The 21334-nt window shown below is 64.2% G+C and carries 19 protein-coding genes and 1 tRNA gene; 12 read left to right on the forward strand and 8 right to left on the reverse strand.

All coding sequences use genetic code 11. The features are described from left to right. Positions 1 to 221 precede the first annotated feature (221 nt). From AC3FLX_RS04840 to AC3FLX_RS04855, 4 genes are all read right to left on the reverse strand, one after another. The gene (locus AC3FLX_RS04840) at positions 222 to 437 is read right to left on the reverse strand and encodes a hypothetical protein (protein WP_488694350.1); all 216 of its coding nucleotides are present in this window, start codon (positions 435 to 437) and stop codon (positions 222 to 224) included. Between the two features lie 151 nt (positions 438 to 588). Then, a complete protein-coding gene (locus tag AC3FLX_RS04845) occupies positions 589 to 855 on the reverse strand; it encodes a hypothetical protein (RefSeq protein WP_124683662.1) in 267 nt (88 codons plus the stop codon). 85 nt (positions 856 to 940) lie between these two features. Next, the gene (locus AC3FLX_RS04850) at positions 941 to 1207 is read right to left on the reverse strand and encodes a hypothetical protein (protein ID WP_488694351.1); all 267 of its coding nucleotides are present in this window, start codon (positions 1205 to 1207) and stop codon (positions 941 to 943) included. Positions 1208 to 1261: 54 nt separating this feature from the next. Beyond that, complete coding sequence (locus AC3FLX_RS04855) at positions 1262 to 1537, reverse strand: hypothetical protein (protein ID WP_488694353.1); 276 nt, start codon at positions 1535 to 1537, stop codon at positions 1262 to 1264. 394 nt (positions 1538 to 1931) lie between these two features. Between AC3FLX_RS04855 and AC3FLX_RS04860 the strand changes: the two genes are divergently transcribed. Further along, on the forward strand, positions 1932 to 4094 hold the full coding sequence (locus AC3FLX_RS04860) for a serine/threonine-protein kinase (RefSeq protein WP_488694355.1): 2163 nt from the start codon (positions 1932 to 1934) through the stop codon (positions 4092 to 4094). Positions 4095 to 4110: 16 nt separating this feature from the next. Here the strand turns inward: AC3FLX_RS04860 and AC3FLX_RS04865 are convergent, their stop codons facing one another. Next, complete coding sequence (locus AC3FLX_RS04865) at positions 4111 to 5358, reverse strand: formylglycine-generating enzyme family protein (protein ID WP_488694357.1); 1248 nt, start codon at positions 5356 to 5358, stop codon at positions 4111 to 4113. 223 nt (positions 5359 to 5581) lie between these two features. Between AC3FLX_RS04865 and AC3FLX_RS04870 the strand changes: the two genes are divergently transcribed. The 9 genes from AC3FLX_RS04870 (at position 5582) to AC3FLX_RS04910 (ending at position 18294) form a co-directional block, all read left to right on the forward strand. Then, entirely contained in the window at positions 5582 to 6010 is a 429-nt protein-coding gene (locus tag AC3FLX_RS04870) for a DUF4399 domain-containing protein (RefSeq protein WP_488694359.1), read from the forward strand. 59 nt (positions 6011 to 6069) lie between these two features. Continuing rightward, positions 6070 to 6546 (forward strand): DUF4399 domain-containing protein, encoded by a 477-nt coding sequence (locus tag AC3FLX_RS04875; protein WP_488694717.1) that lies wholly within the window; start codon positions 6070 to 6072, stop codon positions 6544 to 6546. A gap of 385 nt (positions 6547 to 6931) precedes the next feature. After that, positions 6932 to 7198: a hypothetical protein gene (locus AC3FLX_RS04880; RefSeq protein ID WP_488694361.1), complete on the forward strand. Its 267-nt coding sequence runs from the start codon at positions 6932 to 6934 to the stop codon at positions 7196 to 7198. Positions 7199 to 7472: 274 nt separating this feature from the next. Further along, positions 7473 to 8924 carry an efflux transporter outer membrane subunit gene (locus AC3FLX_RS04885; RefSeq protein ID WP_488694719.1) on the forward strand — a complete coding sequence of 484 codons (1452 nt, stop codon included), beginning with the start codon at positions 7473 to 7475 and terminating at the stop codon, positions 8922 to 8924. Between the two features lie 210 nt (positions 8925 to 9134). Next, complete coding sequence (locus AC3FLX_RS04890) at positions 9135 to 11738, forward strand: FHA domain-containing protein (RefSeq protein ID WP_488694363.1); 2604 nt, start codon at positions 9135 to 9137, stop codon at positions 11736 to 11738. Further along, positions 11735 to 13117: a beta-barrel domain-containing protein gene (locus AC3FLX_RS04895; RefSeq protein ID WP_488694364.1), complete on the forward strand. Its 1383-nt coding sequence runs from the start codon at positions 11735 to 11737 to the stop codon at positions 13115 to 13117. The genes AC3FLX_RS04890 and AC3FLX_RS04895 overlap by 4 nt, the downstream gene beginning before the upstream one ends. Before the next feature lie 23 nt (positions 13118 to 13140). Further along, complete coding sequence (locus tag AC3FLX_RS04900; RefSeq protein WP_488694366.1) at positions 13141 to 13893, forward strand: peptidylprolyl isomerase; 753 nt, start codon at positions 13141 to 13143, stop codon at positions 13891 to 13893. After that, positions 13874 to 16978, forward strand: coding sequence for a peptidase domain-containing ABC transporter (locus AC3FLX_RS04905; protein WP_488694368.1), 3105 nt, complete (start codon positions 13874 to 13876; stop codon positions 16976 to 16978). The genes AC3FLX_RS04900 and AC3FLX_RS04905 overlap by 20 nt, the downstream gene beginning before the upstream one ends. Continuing rightward, the gene (locus AC3FLX_RS04910; RefSeq protein WP_488694370.1) at positions 16975 to 18294 is read left to right on the forward strand and encodes a sigma-54 interaction domain-containing protein; all 1320 of its coding nucleotides are present in this window, start codon (positions 16975 to 16977) and stop codon (positions 18292 to 18294) included. The genes AC3FLX_RS04905 and AC3FLX_RS04910 overlap by 4 nt, the downstream gene beginning before the upstream one ends. 79 nt (positions 18295 to 18373) lie before the next feature. Here the strand turns inward: AC3FLX_RS04910 and AC3FLX_RS04915 are convergent, their stop codons facing one another. The 3 genes from AC3FLX_RS04915 to AC3FLX_RS04925 form a co-directional block, all read right to left on the reverse strand. Further along, on the reverse strand, positions 18374 to 18619 hold the full coding sequence (locus AC3FLX_RS04915) for a hypothetical protein (RefSeq protein ID WP_488694371.1): 246 nt from the start codon (positions 18617 to 18619) through the stop codon (positions 18374 to 18376). A gap of 206 nt (positions 18620 to 18825) precedes the next feature. Next, a complete protein-coding gene (locus AC3FLX_RS04920; RefSeq protein WP_488694373.1) occupies positions 18826 to 19602 on the reverse strand; it encodes a PP2C family protein-serine/threonine phosphatase in 777 nt (258 codons plus the stop codon). 104 nt (positions 19603 to 19706) lie between these two features. After that, positions 19707 to 19997, reverse strand: coding sequence for a hypothetical protein (locus AC3FLX_RS04925; protein WP_488694375.1), 291 nt, complete (start codon positions 19995 to 19997; stop codon positions 19707 to 19709). Between the two features lie 418 nt (positions 19998 to 20415). Here AC3FLX_RS04925 and AC3FLX_RS04930 point away from each other — a divergent pair, with 418 nt between their 5' ends. Beyond that, on the forward strand, positions 20416 to 20886 hold the full coding sequence (locus AC3FLX_RS04930) for a lecithin retinol acyltransferase family protein (RefSeq protein ID WP_488694377.1): 471 nt from the start codon (positions 20416 to 20418) through the stop codon (positions 20884 to 20886). A gap of 250 nt (positions 20887 to 21136) precedes the next feature. Next, positions 21137 to 21211 (forward strand) — tRNA-Arg (locus AC3FLX_RS04935). Positions 21212 to 21334 lie beyond the last annotated feature (123 nt).

A 21334-nucleotide genomic window follows, 5' to 3' on the forward strand; every position in this document is an offset into this window, starting at 1 on the left:
ATGCCACTGCCAGGTTTCCTCCGACTGTCCGGGTGGTCCGGATGGGCGTCCGCTTCATGGGCGGAATCCAAGGGAAACATGCTTGGTGAAGGAATGACCGGAAGCAGCCGGTGACGCAGACCCAGGAGGTCCGGGCCCGTCCGCAACCAAAGCCCGCCAATTACTTGGCGGGCTTTTTCTTTGTTATGCGACCAGCAGCGTCGCGCGCAATGAGGGTTGCCTCACTTGCGCGCGCGCGTGGTCTCCCGTTCCTGCCCTGCAACCTGCGATGTTCCGGGAAATCCTTCCGGGTACTGGATCAGTCGTGTAAGCGAGGGGCGTCGGTGCGACTGCCAGCGATAGCTTCCTGCCAGCCTTGCGCCGCCGATGATGGCGGTCATGGCCTCGCGGTCGAGGTCCATGTTTTCCGACAAATCCTTGATGACGATGACTGCCATGACGTTCTCCAGCGAGCGGGCCTTGCCGCGGCCGGCCGGAATGGCGCCGGTCGGGCAGCGCCGGGGCAGGCGCGGGCCCGATTCAGTATAGGCGAGTGGTCCTGCCGCGTGCGTCGCGCACGTGACAGGACCACTCCCGGGCGCGTGGCGCTCAAGCCACCGCCAGGTTGCCGCCCCATTGCGTCGGCTTGACGTTGAGCGCAAGGTTGCCCAGGTCGACGCCGACGATCTTGTTGTTGTTGAAGGCGGCAACGTTCACCTGCTGCAGCTGCTGCACGCTCTGGTTGATATTGATGTTGACCAGCGGGCCGGCTGCGGCAATCTTGCCGAACCAGTCTGCGCCGCCACGAATGGCGCACAGCGATTGTTGGTCGAGGTCCTTGCTGACGGCAAGGTCGCGGACGATGATCGATGACATGGTGGACTCCTGATGCGTATCTGGTGGATTCAGCGTGTTCGGTGCGGGGCGGGCGCCGAGGGCGGCGCCCGCCGGTAGCCACGACTCAGGCGTTGTTCTGCGCGTACTGGTTCGTCGTGACGTTGTTCGTCATGTGATCCTGGAACGCGGAGCCGTTGCCGAAGTAGTTGGCGACCTGCTGCATCTGCTGGTTCTGCTGGTCGATCTTGACGTGCGAGTCGAACGACAGCTTCACCGGGGCGTAGACGCTGGTCCACGGGGCGATCAGGCCCAGGCCGCCGCGTACGGACTTCATGCGGGTGGCTTCGAGGGTGGTGGTGCTGGACAGGTCGAGGATGGTCAGGGTGCTCATGGCAGTCTCCTAATGGGGCGTGATGGTGTGTGCGAAGCGGATTGCGTGCGATGCTCAGGCGGGGTGGTACACGTTGTTTTGCGCGTACTGGTTCGTCGTCACGTTGTTGTGCATGTTTTCCTGGAAGGCCGAGCCGTTGCCGAAGTAGTTGGCTACCTGTTGCATCTGCTGGTTCGACTGGTTGACCGTGAACACCTTGTCGACCGACAGCTTGAACGGGCTGTAGACGGTGGTGATCGGCATGATGGCGATGCCGCCGCGTACCGATTGCAGCTTCTTGGCGTCGAGGGTTTCGGTCGAGGACAGGTCCTTGATGGTCAGCGTGGTCATGATGGTCTCCTAGAGAGGAAGGTGGTGCTTTGGGTCAGGTTATCGAGCATCGGGTTGGTGTCGCGCTCGGACCAGATATCGCAGCAAGCGTGCCAGCGCGGGCCAGGGTCACGAAAAAAAATCGAAGATCCAGGCTGCGCAAGGGTTTGCGGGGAATGAGGGTTGGCATCGCGGCATGCCGATGCTCACCGGCGGCGCTGCGGATGGTGGGGCGGGACCAACAGAAAGGTGTCGGGTGTCGGGGCGCGGGCAACGTCTGCGCGCGCCGGGCAGCAGTGCGGCATTGCGGATGGCCGGAGTGCGCACTAGTATCCATCGAAGGCAATGTGCCGCGATGCAACGGTTGCGCCTCAAAAAGCGCCACTATCGGCAACCACTCGTCGGGATGCACCGGATGTCCAGCCTGACCGAACTCATACGGAATTTTCAGCGCGGCAGCCTGAGTCGCGACGAATTTCTTGCATCGGTGGATCTGGCCCTCAAGGACGATCAGACCGACTCCACGCAATTTGCGCGCGTTCTCACCGAGGAACACACACGCTTTCCATTGCCGCCCGCCGTGTATGCCGAAGTCATGCATCGCATCGATTCGCACATGGCCACGCAGTTCGACCCCGTTGGCGAAGTGCGGCAAGACGTACGGCACGACGTGTCAGGGGAGGAAACCCGGATCGACCCCGACACCGGAAGCCAACCCGCGCCGCCTGGCGGCACCGGGGCCTATACCGGCGGCATGGCAACCGGCAATACGGGAACCGGAGGCATCACGGCCAACACCGGCGGCAGCACGGGCGGCCAGAGTGGGCATTTCACCGGCGGCTACATTCCTTCGGGGCCGACCAAGGGCGTCGGCGATACCCTGAACGGCCGCTTCGTCCTTGAGGAATGCCTGGGCGTGGGCGGCATGGGCACGGTCTACAAAGCGCTCGACCTGCGCAAGCTCGAAGCGTCCGACCGCAAGCCGTACATCGCCATCAAGGTCCTGAACATGCAGTTCAGCGGCCATCCGAAATCGCTGATCGCGCTCCAGCGTGAAGCGCGCAAGGCACAGCAGCTGGCGCACCGAAATATCGTCACGGTGTATGACTTCGACCGCGATGGGCCGACGGTCTTTCTGACGATGGAATACCTGCAGGGCAAATCGCTCAATCGCGTGCTGCGCTCGCCGGAATTCCAGGGGCTGCCCTACGTCAAGGCGATGCCGATCATCGTCGGCATGGGCAGCGCGCTGGCCTATGCGCACGAACGCGGCTTCGTGCATTGCGATTTCAAGCCGGCCAATGTGTTCCTGACCGATCGCGGCGAGGTCAAGGTCATCGACTTTGGCATTGCCCGAGGCTTCCAGCAGCCCGCGGACGATGCGGACCAGACCGTGTTCGATCCAGGCTCGCTCGGCGGCATGACGCCCGCCTATGCCAGCCCGGAAATGTTCGAGCACCGTGAACCCGATCCGCGTGACGATATCTACGCGCTGGCCTGCGTGAGCTATGAGCTGCTGACTGGCAAGCATCCATTCAACCGGGTGTCCGCCACCGAGGCGCGCGCCAAGGGCGTAAAGCCCGAGCAGCCCAAGACGTTGTCACGCGGGCAGTGGAAGGTGCTGCGCCAGGCGCTCTCACTCGACCGCGCCACGCGCACGCCGACGGTCAAGCAGTTTCTTGCCGGTCTGGGTGCCGAACCGCAGAGCGGCGGGTCTCATCTGCCGTGGATCGCGGGCAGCGTGATCGCCGGCGTGGCGCTTGCCACGGGCGTGCTCGTCTATCTCTGGCGCGGCCACATGCCGTCCACGGACAGCACGACGCCCCCCGCATCGTCGTCCACGCAGGCTACCGCTCCGGAGCCAACGCCAACACCAACGCCCACACCAACACCGGAAGCGGCGGTGCCGGTCAAGCCGGAAGCGGTGGCGCAGGTGATCGCGGCCACGCCCTGCGCGCTGCTGAACGCGACCATCGAAGGCAATACGCTGCAGGTGAGCGGCTATGTCGCCGATACGGCGCTGGGCGCGCTGCGCGACAAGCTTGGCAAGCTGGCGGGCGTCAAGACGCTGAAGCTCGATGCCCAGCCGCTGACCAGTGACAAGTGCGATGTGGTGCGCCTGGTGGCGCCGTACTGGTCGGGTGGCAGGAAGACGGGCGAGAAAGCGGGCGCCCTGCTGCGCACACGCGGCGGCACGCAATTGACCGAAGGCACGCCGCTGGTGCTGGACGTCAACACGCCACCGCACGATTCGTACGTCTACGTCGACTACTTCGCCGCGGACGGCAAGGTGGCGCATCTGGTGCCGAGCGGGCGCATCCAGGGCAACCAGGCCCCGCCGAACTACAGCGCGACGGTGGGAGACAGCGGCGACTGGGTTATCTCGAAGCCGTTCGGTACCGAACTGGTAGTCCTGCTGACCACGCCGGCGCCATTGTTCACGACGCGCCGTCCCGAGGTTGAAACGCGGCAGGAATACCTGCGCGCGCTGGAAAAGCCGCTGGCCCAGATGGCCAGCAAGCTTGGGCAAGAAAAGATCAGCGCCGATATCGTGCAGATATCAACGCGCGCCCGCTAGCGAACAAACCACGCCGTCACCGGGCCTCGCGCACCACGCGGAAGCCGTTCTGCGACTGACGCACGCTCGTGCTGTACTTGAAGCGGGTGGAAGACACCATGTAGCTGGCACCCTCACGCCAGGACCCTCCGCGTATCACCCGTGCCGTGCACGCCGGTTCTTCCCACGCGCGGCCATCGGTGGGTGCGTTCTTGTACGAGCTGTGCCAGCAGTCGGCCACCCATTCCCAGACGCTGCCGTTCATGTCGTGAAGCCCGAACGGATTGGCCGCGAATGACCCGACGTTCGCCGGCGCGGCATCGCTCCACGGGTCGCCGCAGTCCTTGCAATTGGCGTTGCCCTTGCTCATCCTGTCACCCCACCAGAACGCCGTGCTGGTGCCGCCGCGCGCGGCGTACTCCCATTCGGCTTCGGTGGGTAGCCGATAGGTCTTGCCGGTGGTCTTGGACAACCAGCCCACGTACTGCTGCGCGTCATCCCAACTGATGTCGCGTGCCGGAGCGGTCTTTGCATCGGCCGGATTCGTGGCGATGCGCGGGCATGCGTTGGCATCGGCGCACGCATTCCATTGTTCGACCGTGACTTCGTACTTGCCGATGGCAAACGCCTGGCCCACGTTCACATGATGCGGGGGCCGTTCGGCGGGGTCGCTGGTACTGCTGCCCATCGTGAATGCGCCCGGATTCAGGCTGATCATCACCGGGCACTGCGGGCAGTCGCGCGACTCGCCACCTTTGGCCTCGGCAGGCTTGGCGGTGCTGGGCGCCGGGGCTTCCTTGCCTTCGGCGGGATAGGTGATGGTGCCCTGTGAAATCGCGCCACCGGCGCGCGTGCGCGGTTGCGCGCCGGCCGAAGGTGGCGTGGGCGCTGGCTTTGCGGCAGGAGCGGGGGCGGGTTTCGGGGGTTCAGCCTTGGCTTCGGCCTTCGGCTCGGGTTTCGCTGCCGGTGCCGAAGCGGCCTGTGCGGGCGCGGTCGCGCGGATACGTTCCAGGCGCGTCTTGGCCAGTGCCGCAAAGCGGCCATTCGGATACTGCTTCAGGTAGGCCTCGTAGTCGGCGGCGTACGTGCTGTTTTTGATCGAGTCCCAGAACGAAAGCTCGTACTGTTCGTCGCTGTTCTTGGGCAGGATGCCCGCGGCGGCCAGGGGGACGAGGAACTGGCCCGAACGGGCGATCCAGTTGTGGCTGGATGGCGGTCCGTGTATCTCGCCGGCCATTCCCGCAATCAATGCCAGCAGCGAGACGATTAATGCTTTCCGCCACATATTCACCCCCTTCAGGATCGCCGCAAGACGCGGTGTGGAGTTGCCGTGACGCGGTACCGGCCGTTTCAAGATAGCACAGCGTTTGTGGCGTGAAAGTTCGCTTTTTGGTGCCTTCCGACCTACGCTGTAGGACACATCGCCGAGCGCATCAAGAATATCCACCAAGAATCCGCTCCCGCGCGGGGTACCGTGTGCAGCGGACAGTTCTCCGGGAGGAGCCGCCATGTCCAGACGATCCCTGCAGCGCGCGCTCGCGGCTGCATTCCTGGCCAGCTGGGCCACGCTGGCCATACCGCTGACACCGGCACCCAAAGGCGCGGAGACCTACATCATCTGGCCCGGCGACGGCGCGGTCATCGAAGGCGGCAAGCTCTGGGTACGCATGGGACTGAAGGGCATGGGCGTCTGCCCCAAAGGCATCGAGCGGCCGAACTGCGGACATCACCATCTTCTGATCGACGCCGACCTGCCGCCGATGGACAAGGAAATCCCGAACGATCGCAATCACCTGCACTTTGGCGCGGGTGAGACCGATGCGCGCATCGAACTGCCGCCAGGCAAGCACACGCTGCAACTGCTGCTGGGCGACAGCAAGCACATACCGTTCGATCCGCCGATTTATTCGAAGAAGATCACGATCACCGTGCGCTAGCGCACACAGGCGCGAACGGGGGAGCCATGACCCATTTCAGACCAATGCTTCTCACGGGGATGGCGTTGCTGTCCATCGCCCTGCTGCAACCGCGCGCGCTGATGGGGGCGGATGCCTCGGCGCCCGCGGCGCATGCGGATCACGCTTCGGCGCCGGCGGCCGGCACCAGGGACGGACCCACGCCGGCACCAAAGAATGCCTACCTCTACATCGGCTATCCCAACAACAACCAGACGATGCCGGCCGGCAAGCCGATCAAGGTCTGGTTCGGGCTGCGCAACATGGGCGTCGCGCCCAAGGACGTCAAATATCCGAACACGGGCCACCACCATCTGCTGATCGATGTCGACCTGCCACCGATGGACAAGGAGATTCCGAACGACCGGAACCACCTGCACTTCGGCGCGGGCGAAACGGAAACCACGATCGAGCTTCCGCCAGGCAAGCACACGCTGCAGTTGCTGATGGGCGACGAAAAGCACATACCCACCAACCCGCCGATCTACTCGAAGAAGATCACGATCTATGTGAAATGACCGGCAGCAGACTCGGAGCGAGAAGGCGGGGCGGTCCGCCTGTCTCCGACACGGCGCACAGCAATGTGCGCCGCTTTTTTTTTGTGAGTTTGTTGAGACGAAGTGCGGCATGGTGCCTTGCGGGAGGCCGCGGCGTGAGAAAGACGGGAGAGCGCCAACAGTGATGACGCCGACTGTCGCTCCATAGCCAACACTCGCGCCGCGCCGATGGTCCGGCAGATTTTCGCCGGCCATCCGCCATCCCTTGTCCCACAACGGTTTGCGGACTTTTTTCGAGAGTCTGGCCCACGCTGGCACGCTTGCTGCGATATCTGGTCCGAGCGCGACACCAACCCGATGCTCATCACCTGACCCGAAGTACCACCTTCCTCTCAAGGAGACCATCATGACCAAGCTGACCATCAAGGACCTGTCCTCGACCGAAACCCTCGACGCCAAGAAGCTGCAATCGGTACGCGGCGGTATCGCCGTGTTTGCCCCGCGCACGTCGATCTTCACGCCGGTAAGCCTGTCGTTCGATTCGCACAAGACGATCACGCAGTCGAACCAGCAACTGCAGGACGTTGCCAACTACTTCGGCAACGGCTCCGCCTTCCAGGAGCATATGCACAACAACGTGACGACGAACCAGTACGCACAGAACAACGCCTGATGATCCGTACGGTTCAGGCGGCAGCGGCGTCGCAGGCCATCCAATAGGCATCGACGCCCCAGCCGCTCGGGGAGCTTGCGCCGGGGACACCTCCGCCCCGGCGCTTTTTTTGCCCGTATTTTCTGCCTGGCACCTGCCGGGCATGCATGCCGAGGTTGGCGTCCGCCGGAGGCCGGCCCACAATACAGATCGAACGCCAGGACGCACTGCCACGGTCCGCTGGCGCTCCAAGCAGGAAGCCATCGTGAACGCCTTCGCTTTTGCGCCGCGCCGCATGTCCCAGCTCTCGGGTATCGCCGTGTTCGTGGCCATGCTGGCCGGTTGTGCCGATTTCCGCCCACCCGAGTATCACCGGCCCGAAACGCCGGCCAAGGCCTCCTGGAGCCAGAACGAATCGGTCAGCGTGTCGCCCGCGGAGACCATCCTGCCGAACTGGTGGCAGGGGTTTGGCGATCCCTACCTGGACCAGCTTGTCGCCAAGGCGCTGTCCGGCAACTACGACATCAAGGTACTGGCCGCGCGGATTCGCGTGGCCAACGCACAGATCGCGGAAGCGCGTGCCGGCGCGCTGCCGGTATTCGATATCGGCGCCGGCCTGGATATATCGAAGACCACGGGCCAGCCGGTGTCCCGGACCTATAACCTCGGCGGCACGGTGAACTGGGACATCGACGTCTGGGGCAAGGTGGAAAAGGGTGTGCAGGCGCAGACCGCGGAATTCCGCGCGACCGAGGCCGACTGGCGTGCCGGATACCTGTCGCTGGCTTCCGATGTATCGATCACGTATTTCACGATCCTGCTGCTTGACGAGCAGGTTGCGCAGCAGCGCCATACGCTTGGGCGCAACAACGACATCCTGACCACCTACAAGGCGATGCTGGCCAATGGCCTGCTGCCGCAGATCCGCGTCATGCAGCAGCAGGCGGAAATCAATCGCCTGACCAAGGATCTGCTCGAACTGCGCCGCTCGCGCGACGTGGCCGAGAATGCCCTGGCCACGCTGGTCGGTGTGCCCGCCGGCGAACTCAAGGTGCCGCCGGGCAAGCTTCAGGATCGCGTGAAGCTGCCTACGGTGCCGGCCGGATTGCCGTCGCAGTTGCTGGCGCGGCGGCCCGACATCGTCGCCGCCGAGTATCGCGTGCTGGCGGCCTACAACCTCGTGGGGCAAGCACGGCTGGCCCAGTTGCCCAGCATCAGCCTGACGGCGCGCGGCGGCACGGCCAGCTTTGCGCTGTCCGACCTGATGAAATCGTTCACGTTCGGCTTCATGCCCAGCATCAACCTGCCGATGCTCGACCCCAACGTGCGCGCCCGCGTGAAAACCACCGAAGCCAACGTCGGCGTGGTCGAAAACGAATACGGCCGTACCGTGATGACCGCTTTCGAAGAAGTGGAGAGCGCGCTGGTCAATGTCGACGCCCACAAGAAGCAACGCATCGAGTTGCAGCAGCAGGTGAGCCAGCTGCGCGTGGTGGGTGCGCAGATCGAGGCACAGGCGCGTGAAGGCATCGCCTCGCAGCTCGATGTATTCGAATCCGAGCGTTCGCTGCTGTCCGCCGAGCAATCGTTGTTGGCCGTGCACCAACAAATCCTGGCCGATACCGTCACGCTGTACAAGGCACTCGGTGGCGGCTGGCCCGATGTGGACATACGCAACGGCCGTGTGGATACGGCCGCCGATGCTTCGAAGCCGGCCGACGCGGCGGTGCCCAAGGCGGCGCGTTAGCCGCAGCAACGCACAAAGCGTTTCAACCTTGAAACCCGCGCCGTACGTGCGTTTGCACAACGCTGCGCCGCAGCGCATTGACTCCCCTCAAGCGTGGCCTACTATGTTCTTACCCGTGACTTGCCGCCCCTTTGCCGATGCCTGCAGTGTGTGTCGCTGCGTTGGCTCGCGGTTGCGCGCCACAGGCTCTACTGTTGGCTCAGTTGAAACATGACGCGCGACGAAGCTCCCTTCATGGATGTGCCGGTCATGGCGCCCCAGGCGGGGCAGGTGTTCGACGTCCTGCTGATGCCGGTGTCACGCCCGGAGCTTGGCGAGATCCGCATCGACGAGGACCTGTTCGCGATCGGACGCGGCGAAGCGCCGTTTGCCGCCTATCCATCCGAAGCCGTCTCGGTGCTGTCGCGCCGCCATGCGCGCATTTTTTCCGAGGACGGCGCGGTCTACGTAGCCGACCTGGGCAGCAAGAACGGCACGCGCGTGAATGGCGATACCGTGGCGCAGCAGCCCGCGCGCCTGCGCGATGGCGACGAAGTCAGCTTCGGCGCGGGGCTTGCGTACCGCGTCAGGCTCTATCCGCGCCCTCCCGACCCCGAGCCGCCCCGCGTGGCGGTCACGCTGTCGCCCATGCGAGACGAGCTGGGGCTGCAGCCGGTTGTCATCACCGGATTTCCGTTCATGGTCAGCAAGGCGGACGACACGTTCGCGCGCTATCGCGACGGATATCCGCATCAGGTGAACTACCTGTCGCGTCGCCACGCGCATGTGTATCTGAAGCATGGCGTGCCGTGGATCGAAGACCTGGGCAGCACCAATGGCACGTTCGTCAACGGCGTACGCCTGCGCGACCAGTCGATCCGGCTGGAGCCGGAGGATGTGGTGGCGTTTGGCGGCAGCCACTTCGTCTATCGCGTCGATATCGACCGGGAAAGCGATGCGGATGCCACGGCCACCCGTACGTCGCTGGCGGTGCCGGCGGCCGAGCCACAGATCAGCCGCGAGGCGGCCATGCCCGTCGATGGCGATCCGGACAAAACCACATTCGTGGGTGCCGCGGATTCCTTTCTCGATATCTTCTGCATGGACTATCCGGCCGCGCAGGAGGATGAAGTCAATCCCGAAGCCATGCCCGATACGGGCGATGCCGCGCATGCGCCGCCCCAGCGCAGCCGGATGACGATGATGCTGGTGGAAGGCATGCGCAGTTTCGGCATCCGCGACCGGCACCAGCTGGAGCGTGCGGGGCGGGTGGCCGTTCTGGTGATCGCCGTGCTGGTCATTGGCGGCGGCTACCTCTGGTGGCGCGGCGCGTCTGACCGGTCTCTGCAGGCGCTGGTCGACGAAGGCAAGTACGTGCGCGCGGCGGAGGTGGCGGACAAGGTACTGTCGCGCCATCCCGACGAGGCGCGCTACCAGGCGCTGGGCGCCGAGGCGCTGATGCGCGGATACGTGCCGCAGTGGGCCGCACGGCTGCAGGCCGCCGACTTTGCCGGCGCCACGGCGGTGCTTGGCGAAATGCGCACGCGCAGCCAGCACAACCCGGACGGCCAGGCGCTGATTGCGCAGCTTGCGTGGGTCGGCGATCTCGAACAGTACGTGGCCGGGCGCGGCGGCATCGAAGGGCCGGTGCGCATCTATGCCGATGAATCGAAAATACGCGACCTGCTGCGGCGCTGGAATGACGACACGGCGTCGCACCAGCGGCTGCTTGGCCGCATCGCCAACGACGTGCCGCCATTCCGCGACACCTATGCGCGCGCGTTGAGCGACCTGCGCCGCCTGCAGAACGACGAGTCGGTGTACCTGGCCGCCATCGACAGGCTCAACGCAGCCATCGCCACGGAAGTCGGACGCGACCAGCCCGAGGCGCTGGAGTCCATGCTGGCCGAATACAAGGACAAGTACCCACGTCTGGCCGGGCTCAACGTGGTGGAGAACGATCTGCGGCAGTACACGGCGATGATCGAGTCGTTGCGCGACCGCGCGCCAGGCCCGCTGGTGACGCTGATGCAGAAGGCCAGCTTTTCCACGCCGCCGTTCCAGGCGGCCTACCAGAAGCTCAAGGCCACGCGCCTGCCCGGCGACGACGTGCAGAAGCAGTACGCCGCGGCCAGCAAGGCATGGGAGCAGGGCGATGGCGCCGCGGCTCTGGCCGTGCTGAAGACCGTGACGGCGGGTCCGTGGAGTGCCGACGTCGCCAAGGATGCCGCTCACAAGGAACAGGTGCTGGCGCAATATGCCGCCATCAAGGCCGGGCGCGGATCTCCCGGGTATGACGACCAACTGCTGTCCTTCTATGCCTCGCTGGACCCCAAGGCCGATGCATTCTTCGCCAAGGGCGTCGATGCCGACGTGAACAGCATCCGCGATGCGGCGCTGCGCCGCGCGAACATGCTGCTGAACCGTGCGGCCACGGGATGGCGTCAGTACCGCAACAACGGCATGATCGCCGGCGAGCAGCGGCTCGAATCCGGTATCTCGGCCAAGTTCCGCTCTCAGGCGAAATTGCTGGCCGATGCGCAGGACGATGCCAGGCAGGGGTTGCGCATTTATGCGCAACTGAAGATCGAGGACACGGCGCAATGGAACAAGGTCCGTGACGACATCGAGGCCGAGATCGATTCGCAGCGCCGCTCGCTCGGTGACCTGCGCATGGTGCTGGACCCAACGGTGTTCAAGGCCAAGCTGGCGCTGGTGGGCGAGGGCAGCAAGGCAGGCGACAAGCCGGCGGACAAGCAGGGCGAAAAGCAGGGCGACAAGGATGGCAGTGGCACCACGGCCGCCGCGAAACCCGGAGCGGGGAGTACGCCATGAAGGACGAAAGCCGCGACAACAAGCTGCGGCCGCTGACGGAAGCGCTGGAAGACCATAGCGCCGAAGGCATTGCGCTGCTCAGCGCCGAGCCGCGCAGGCTGACGCTGCTGACCGTGGTCACTACCGGTGTGCTCGTGCTCTGCGCGTTGCTCTGGTCGTTCTTCGGTCACGCCGACGTTATCGTTACCGCGCAAGGCACGCTCGCGCCGGAGTCCGAGGTGCGGCGCTTCTATGCGCCGGTCGATGGCGAACTGGTCGATCTCTACGTGGCCGAAGGCCAGCCGGTATCGAAAGACGACGTCGTGGCGCGGCTCAATGCGCGCGGTGCAATCGAGGCCGCGGCCAACGCACTGCAGGCCCAGTTGAAGCTGGAGGATGCCGAGCGTGAATGGAAGCAGTTTCCGGAACGCAAGGCGCTGCTGGAGCGCAGGGCGCTGGCGCTGAAGCAGCAGATCGAACTCAATACGCGCCAGCATGAGAACCGCCTGGCCGAGGGTACGACGCGGCTGGCAGAGCAGCAGCGCGCGCAACTGACCGAGGCGCGCAGCAATCTGGAGAACGCCCGTCGTGCGCGCGATTTCGCGCGGCAGGAACAGGATCGCTATGCGCGCCTGTTCGCGCTGCCAGCGGGCGGCGGCGTTTCGCAATCGCAGGTCGAAACCAAGCGCGCCGCCACGCAGGACGCCGAGAACACGCTGCGCGTGGCGCAGTCTCGGCTGGCGGAGCTCGATGCCAGGCTGGCGCAGGAGTACACCCAGGCCAGCGCGCAACTGGAAGGCAGCGGCCAGGAACTGGCGAGCCTGCGCGTGCAGTACGACGCAGCCGTGCGCGAAATCACCAGCACCGAAGACAAGCTGCGGCTGCAGGTACAGACCGCCCGGCTGGTGGCCGACGCGGCCGCGCGCATCAAGTTCGAGAACATCGACAAGGACAACTTCCTGCTGATACTGGCGCCGGTCGCGGGCGTGGTCACCGACGTTACGTCGACCCAGCGCGGTGACAAGGTGCAGGCCAACACGCCGCTCGGCGGTATCGCGCCGAAGGATGCACGCCCGATGCTGCGCATCGAGATTGCCGAGCGCGACCGCGCGTTCCTGCGCGAGGGGTTGCCCGTCAAGCTCAAGTTCAGCGCGTTTCCGTACCAGCGCTACGGACTGGTCGCGGGCACGCTCGAATACATATCGCCGGCCACCAAGCCGTCCGGCCCGGACAAGCAACCGGTCTACGAGGGGCGGGTGCGCCTGGCGCAGGACTACTACAGCGTGGCCAACAACAAGTATCCGCTGCGTTATGGCATGACCGCGACGGCCGAGATCGTGGTGCGGGAAAGACGCCTGATCGACCTGGGGCTGGACCCCTTCCGGCAGGTCGCGGGCTGAACGGTAACCAGGAGGAGAGGGCGATGACAGCCATCGTGCGCATCGACGACGAAGTGATCGGCGTCGACGAATTCGTGAGGGTCCTGAAGCTTACCGGCCAGTTCGAGGGCCTGGTGGAGCAACTGGTGCGAGACAAGCTGACAGCGCATGCGGCGCGCCGTCATGGCATCAAGCTGACGCAGGACGAGGTGCAGGAGCGCGCCGATCAGTTCCGCCGCGTGCACGGGCTGCATCGCGCGGCGGACATGAACCACTACCTGGACGCGCTGAACATCACGCTCGACGAGTTCGAGACCTTCATCACCGACAGCCTGTATCAGGAGAAGATGATGGAGCAGGTGGGCACGGACGACGCCGTGGAAGCCTACTTCCAGCTCAATTCCCCGAAGTTCGACAGCATCGAGGTCAGCCATATCGTGGTGGATACCGAGGGCAAGGCCAGGGAGCTGGTGTCTTACCTGCAGGACGACCCCGACAGTTTTGCCGATATGGCGCGCGAGCATTCCATCGCCGATACGCGGGAGCAGGGCGGCGATATCGGCAAGGTGCTGCGTGGCTCGTTGAAAGGGGACATCGAGGCCAGGGTCTTCAATGCGGAAGCGGGCGATCTGCTCGGGCCATTCCCGGCGCCGGACAAATCGTTCTTCGAGGTATTCCTGGTGCGTGCCAAGCACCCGGCCCGGCTAGATCCGGACGTGACCGTGGAAATCCGCAGGCTGTTGCGCGAGGAATGGCTGATGGCGAGGGCGCAGGAACATGTCATCGAAGCCCGCTAGCGAGGCCGCTGCCGCCGCACCGGTCGGGCAGCAGCCGCCCGTCGGGCAGTCGCTGGCCGACTTTCTTGCGACGGTGGAGATACTGTCGCCGCTGACACACGAAGAAATCGAACGCCTGGCCGCCAGCGCGCGCACGCTGACGTTTGGCTTTGGCGATACGGTCTGCAACGCGGGGGAGGCCGCGGAAGGCATCTTCATCGTGCGTAGCGGTTCCGTGCGCGTGTTCAACGAGGAACACGGCAAGGAAATCAGCATGGGCGTGCGCAAGGCCGGCGAGGTGTTCGCCGATATCGCCTTGCTGCGCGAGTATCGGCATGAATCGTCGGTGCGGGCATCGGGCAAGACCGAATTGCTGATGATCCCGCGCACGGTGTCGGAGCCGGTGGTGGGCGGCAACCCGTCCGCGCTTGCCTTTATCACGAGCTACGTGGCGATCAGTTCGGCCGGTGGCTTTGTGGCGCGGCTGTTCGACCTGCGCGGCAAGCTGGACAAGCTGGAGCTGGAAGACGCGGTACGCAGCGTCGGCGTCAAGCGCGTGGCGGCGGGCAAGGCCATTCTTCAGCAGGACGGCCGCGAGGATCGCCGCCTCTATGTGGTGCGTCAGGGTACGGTGCGCATCGTGCGCGAGGAGGATGGCGATACGTTCCAGCTTGCCATGCTGGGCCAGGGTGAGCTATTTGGCGAACGCGCCTGCGTCATGCGGCAGGAACAGGTGGCGTCGGCCATCGCCGAGACCGACGTGCGGCTGCTGGTGATACCGGAGAAGACGGTCCAGCTCATTCTGGAGCGCAACGCCAGGCTGCGCGAGGTGCTGGAGGAACGCATCCGCACCGTGGATCGGGAACTGCATCGGCAACAGAAGCTGGCGGAGCGGCGCAAGCGGCCGGTACTGCTGGATCTGCATTCCAAGCCCGAGCTTGGTGAACGGCTGATCCGCCGTTTTGCGCTGGTGGAGCAGGCCGAGGAAATGGATTGCGGCGCTGCCTGCCTGGCGATGATCTGCCGGCACTACGGCATTCCCATGACCCTGGGAAAGCTGCGCGAACTGGCCAACGTGACTACGGCGGGCGCGACGCTGGACAGCCTGGCGCGCGCCGGTGAATCGCTCGGGTTCACCGGGCGCGGGGTGCAGTGCACACGCGATGCGCTGATGGGATTCGAGCTGCCATTCATCATCCACTGGGAGGGCTACCACTACGTGGTGGTCTACGGCGTGTCGTCGCGCTACGTCTGGGTGGCCGACCCGGCCATCGGCTTCCGCAAGATGAGTACCGAGGAATTCGAGCGCGGCTGGAGCGGCACCTGCTTGCTGTTCTCGCCGGGCGCGCAGATGAACGAGCTGGCGGTGTCGCGCTCGCCGTGGCTGCGTTTCATCAGCTACCTGTCGCCCTACAAGCAGATTCTTGCGCACCTGTTCCTGGCGACGTTCGTGATCCAGGTATTGGGTGTGGTGCCGCCGCTGATCATCCAGAACATCCTCGACGGAGTGGTGGTACATCAGAACATCGGCCTGCTGCATCTGCTGATACTGGGGCTGGTGATCTCGAATGTCTTCACCCAGCTCATGGTGACGATTCGCGCCTACCTGGCGAATTTCATGGTCCGGAACATGGATTTCGCGATGATGTCGCACTTCTTCAAGCACACGTTGTCGTTGCCGCTGTCGTTCTTCGCCAAGCGCAAGACGGGCGATATCTTTGCGCGCTTCCAGGAAAACCAGACCATCCGGGCGTTCCTGACCGAGTCCACGGTTACCACGGCGCTGAATCTGCTGATGGTGTTCATCTACTTCAGCATCATGTTCCTCTACAACGTGAAGCTGACGCTGCTGCTGATCGCCTTTGTGATACCGATTGCGGCGCTGACCGTGGTCGTCACGCCCAAGGTCAAGACCTATGCGCGCGAAGTGTTTGCCGCGTCGACCGATGCCAAGGCGTACCTGATGGAAACGCTCGGCGGTGCCGAAACCGTCAAGGGCATGGGCATCGAGCGGCCGGTGCGGCTGCGCTGGGAACGCAAGTACGCCAAGGCGCTGGACAAGCAGTACCAGGCGCAGTCGTTTCATATCCTCGTGGGACTGGTCAGTCAGGTGCTGAATGCGGCCACGACGATCACCATCCTTTGGGTGGGGGCCACGCTGGTGCTGGAGCGCGAACTGACGATCGGGCAGTTGATCGCTTTCAACGCATTCATGGGTAGCGTGCTGGCGCCGCTGATGGGCCTGGTGGCGCTCTGGGGGCAGCTCAACGATGCCGGCGTGGCGATGGAGCGGCTGGGCGATGTGCTGGATCTGGAACCCGAGCAGAAACCGGAAGACGTGATGTCGCGCGTTTCGTTGCCCGATCTGCAGGGCGAGGTCCAGTTCGACGGTGTGTATTTTCGCTATGGCGGCGAGGATACGCCCTACGTGCTGGAGAACATCAGCTTCCATATGCGGCCGGGCGAGATGGTGGCCATCGTGGGCCGCAGCGGGTCTGGCAAGACCACGCTCGCCAAGTTGCTGGTGGGCTTCTACAAGCCGACGGATGGCGCGATGAAGGTGGACGGCTACGACATGAACGTGATCGACACCGAGTTCTTCCGCGCGCAGGTGGGCTACGTGATGCAGACCAATTTGCTGTTCTCGGGAACGGTGGCCGAGAACATCGCCTGCGGCGAGGATAGCCCCGACCGCCGGCGCATCGAGGAAGTGGCCAAGATGGCCGATGCCCACGCCTTCATTTCGAAGCTGCCGCTCGGCTATGAACAGGTGGTGGGCGAGCGGGGCATCGGACTGTCCGGCGGGCAGATCCAGCGGCTGTGCATTGCCCGCGCGCTGTACCACGACCCGCGCCTGCTTGTGTTCGACGAGGCGACGTCGGCGCTGGACACGCAATCGGAAAGCAACATCCTGGCGAACATGCAGGAAATCCTGCGTGGCCGTACGGCCGTGATCATCGCGCACCGGCTCAGTACGATCATGCAGGCGGACAAGATCCTGGTGCTGTACGAAGGCGGCATCGTGGAGCAGGGGCGGCACGAGGAGTTGCTCGAACGCCGCGGCATGTACTACCAGTTGGTCCAGAAGCAGTTGAGCGCGGCATGAAGCTATACAACCCCACCCCTGCCACCTCCGCGGTGTCGTTCGCGGGCCTGATCGAACGGATCGAGATCCTGCGTTCCACACTGCGCTGGTCGTCGCGGCTGGAGCGGCCCGATATCGAGAAGCTGCTCAAGCAGGCCACCACGTTGCGCGACGACGTGATGGGACTGTCGCACAAGGAGCGCTTCGTGGCTGCGGCGACGGCCTCGGGCGAGCCGCTGGAAGAGGTTGTCGAACCCGTGGAGATGTCCGCGCGCGAACGGCGCCAGGCGCTGATGGAGCGCAGCTTTATCTTCGAGGGCACGTTTGGCGACAACCCCAAGCTGCTCGAAGCGCTGGAAATCGCCGAGAAGGCCGCGCCAACCGACCTGCCCGTACTGATCGACGGCGAAAGCGGCACCGGCAAGGAACTGATGGCCAAGGTGATTCACGCCAACGGCCTGCGCAACGACAAGCCGTTCATCTCGGTCAACTGCGGCGCGATACCGGACAGCCTGCTCGAATCGGAACTGTTCGGCCACAAGAAGGGATCGTTCACGGGCGCGGCCAACGACCGGCGCGGCAAGTTCGAGAGCGCGCATACGGGCACCATCTTTCTCGACGAAATCGGGGAGCTGCCGCTGACCGGCCAGGTAAAGTTGCTGCGCGTGCTGGAAGCCCATGAAATCCAGCGCGTCGGCTCCGACGAGGCAATCGCCGTGGACACGCGCATCGTCGCCGCCACCAACAAGGACCTGCGCAAGATGAGCCTGGAGGGCACGTTTCGTGAGGATCTGTTCTATCGGCTCAGCGTCATCCACGTCACGCTGCCCGCGCTGCGCGAACGGCGCGACGAGATCCCGCTGCTGGTCGCCTACTTCGGCGATGAAGCCGCCGGGCAGCTCAAGCGGCGGCCGATCAAGCTGACGCCCCGGCTGCGCGACTTCCTGCTGCACTACGAATACCCCGGCAACATCCGTGAGCTGCGCAACCTGATGTACCGGCTGTCATGCCTGGCTGGCGATACGGCCGATTTTGTTCACCTGCCGCAGGACATCCGGCCCAAGCCGACTGGCTTGCAATCGGTGGCCGCGACAAGCGGCGGCAAGGCGACGGTCACCGATCTGAGCACCGCCACGTCACTGAGCGAAGCCAAGCGCGCGGCCAGCGATGAAGCGGAGCGGGCATTCCTGGAGCGCGGGCTGCAGGAAGTGGGCGGCACGGTGGCGGAGCTGGCACGGCGCTTCGACATGAACCGGTCCCATATCCAGATGCTGCTCAAGAAGCACGGGATTCATTCGAAGGACTTCAGGAACAATCGGCAGGCGGAGGGGAAGTAGAGGTCGCGGTCACTCTAATTCTTTTCCTCCCGTTGGGCCGTAGATGTTCCTATCTGGTAGGTCGGTGAATACGTCAATCTCATTCCGAATCATTGCCATTGCGGCCCTCGATGTCCTCGTTCATCGGTTGGTATTTTCCCCAGCCGAAGAAGTCGTTCCTCTTCTGCGCGGCCTCGACGTAGCTATCCGCTTCGAAACTGGTGAGAAGTACCGGCGTGCCATCCAGGAGCTGGCGCTCTGTATCTATTTGCCCGGCTTCGAGTAATACGATTTGGGCAACGCCGTCTGGAGCGATTGCCCGCCATATTTCATAGATTTTTCCCACTGTCTGATTTTCCTCTCAGGGCTGATTGCCCGGCAGGTGCATTGCGGAATCTTCCTGGCGTTGAAAGGACAAGAAGCCGCGATGGTTATGGTCGACACACGCCGCGGCGCCTGTCGATCATTTTGCTTAGCCAGTGAAAGGAAACAAGCAGACGATTCTGCAATCGTTGTGCGAAACGTCCGCAAAGTTGGCGCGCTTGCGCGGCGTCAAACCTCCGGATTCAGCAGCGTCATATCCGATCCACCGCCGATGTCCTCGGCGCGGATCACCACTACTGAAACGTTGTCGCGGCCGCCGTTATCGAGCGCCCGCTTGAGCAGGGCATCGGCGGCCGCGACGGGATCGCGCCCGTCGCCGATCAACGTCGCGATCTGGTCGTCCTCGACTTCGTTGCTCAGCCCATCGCTGCACAGCAGGAACAGGTCGCCATCGCCGATCTCCAGCGTCAGCCGTTCGAGTTCAAGCGTGGCCGCCGCGCCCACCGCGCGCGTGATTGTGTTGTGGGCGGGATGATGTCTGGCTTCGTCGGCCGTGATCAGGCCGCGTGCCTTGAGCCGTTCCACCTGGCTGTGATCGCGCGAGAGCTGCTTCAGATGGCCATCCCGAAAAAGATAAAGCCGGCTGTCGCCGGCCCACAGGCAACAGCACTGGCGTTCGCAGGCCAACAGCATGACCACGGTGCTGCCGATCACGCGCACTTTCATTCGCAGCGCTTCTTCGATCAGCAACTGGTTCACGGTCTGCATGGCAATGCGGGCGTTTTCCACGGCGGTGTCGAGGCTGTCCGATTCGGGCAGCGCCGACAGGGCCTGGATGATGGCCCGGCTGGCGAAGTCTCCGACGGCATGGCCGCCCATGCCATCGGCCACCGCCCAGATGCCCCGGTTGGGGATCGCCAGGCAGGCGTCCTCGTTGCGCTCACGCACCCGTCCGACGTCTGTGCAGGCGGCGGAGGTCCAGCGGAATTGCGATACGCAGGTCACGGCATGCTCCGGCGCGGACCGATGCCGCTCCGCGCGTTAGGCGCCCCCGGGGCACCGGATGTTGGAAGTCACCGCGAAAACCCTGCCGAAAGACGTGGCAGGACTCAGATCAGCCGCCCCTTGTTGCGGGCGTCCATGCTGGCGTCGACCGTGATGTTCGAATTTGGCGCCGTGTTCTGGACGTTCACGTTCTGGAACTGGTTGTTCATCTGATCAGCATAGAAGCTGTAATTGATCTCGTAAAAGTTCACGACAGGCAACGCACTGGGCCGGGATGCAATGTACGGCTGGATCCAGCCGAATACCCAGGGCGCGCCACCGCCCCGGACGGCCGACATGGCGCGGAAATCGAGTTCGCGGTGGGTATTCAGATCGCGGATGGTGAGGGTCGCCATGTTCGTCTCCTGAGGCTGGCATCGATGGGTGCGTGCCTTGATGGAGCAAGCCGTGTGCCATCGGTCAGGGTGTGGTGTCCGATACGTGTTTCCGGCGTCTTATGGCGAATACGCCGCTTGCTTGGTTGGTATGCGGCCAACACTGGCCGGCGATGTGGTGGTTTGGTGCCGTCATGGCGGGTCCGCCCGCCGAGCCTCCCCGATGACTGGCGGATAGTGCGCCGCTGACTGTCATTCGCCAACACAACTTCCGGATTTCTGTTGGTGCGGTACCGACAAACCATATCCGCCGATCTCGTCCCATTCCCCCGCAAACCGTTGTGGCACCGTGGATTCGGTCATCTGGCACGCTTGATGCGGTTGGGTAGGCATAACGCAGCCCTGGCTGCCAGCCACCGACACCGAACCGAGATCCGCCATGAACGCCCAAGACCAACAACAAACCAGCTGCCAGGACGATGCCTATCTGCCAGGGGCCCATCTCGTGACGGAACGCAATGGCTACGCCCACCACGGCATCTACGCTGGCCAAGGCCGGGTGATTCATTACGCCGGCTTCTGCCACGCCCTGCACGCCGGCCCGGTCGAGGAAGCCACGCTCGAACAGTTCGCCCAGGGCCACGGCGTGACGGTGCGGTCCCAGCCATGCGCCCGTTACCTCGGCGCAGAGGCCGTGGCCCGCGCCCGCAGCCGTCTGGGCGAAAGCCGCTATCACCTGCTGACGAACAACTGCGAACACTTCTGCACGTGGTGCCTGCTGGGCAAGGCCCGCAGCGAACAAGTGGAAACCTGCCTGCGCAACCCCGGTGCCGCGATGGTCACGGTGTTGCACCTGGCCCTGGCCATGCTGTCGAGCGTCCACGTCGCCAGCCTGCACGCCGCCGCCTGATCCTTCGACACACCATCATCATCAAGGGAGCCTGCCATGTCCGGACTGATCGACTGGGAAAGCTGCGACACCCGCACCGGCCGTGCCTGCCACCGCGGATGCCACCAAGGGCGGGCCAGCATGCGCAACGGGAGCGTATCCAGCAGAGGGCGGGTCCGCCGTGATCCGGCGCTGGCGGAGTTTGCTATACTCCGCCCCGTCTTCCGGTCCGCCCGCGCAAGCGCGGCGCGGATACGGTGCAGACGGTCCGCTCGCCGTAGTTCAATGGATAGAACGAGCGCCTCCTAAGCGCTAGATACAGGTTCGATTCCTGTCGGCGGGACCATAAACACATCTGCATCGGTTCACCGAAGTTCTCTTCTTCGCCATTCATCAATGGCTCCAGCTTCTCGACGTTCATCGACGTTTGTGTAACGTCGCGCGCGGTCTGGCACTAATTTGCGCGTAG

The sequence above is a fragment of the Cupriavidus sp. 291-E7 genome (assembly GCF_057798835.1).